Annotated in this window: 1 protein-coding gene; it reads left to right on the top strand. The window is 62.7% G+C overall.

Features of this window, described 5'->3' with window-relative positions:
- Positions 1–260: hypothetical protein (locus JNB89_RS31480; protein ID WP_220364743.1), on the top strand; the 260-nt coding region annotated here is incomplete at both ends.

Here is a 260-nt window from a genome sequence, read left to right on the forward strand (position 1 = left end):
GGTGAAGGCCGGTACGCTGCTGGGCCAGCCAGGCGAATATGTCGACTACGAAACGTCGACGCCCCTTCCGCCTTCGCCGAGCCGACAGCTGGTACATGTCGACGTTTTCGCCGATGAAACGCTCAAAAACTTTATCGACAGGAGCCGCGCGCGTGCCGCACAGCTGCCTGCTGCGGACCGGACCATCTTTGTTATCCCGGCCGGAATCAAGCTTGTGGCGAAACCGGCCGACCCGGATCTCACTCTCGGCGGCACCGTGC

The sequence above is a fragment of the Paraburkholderia phenoliruptrix genome (assembly GCF_019511605.1).
Taxonomy (GTDB): Bacteria; Pseudomonadota; Gammaproteobacteria; order Burkholderiales; family Burkholderiaceae; genus Paraburkholderia; species Paraburkholderia phenoliruptrix_A.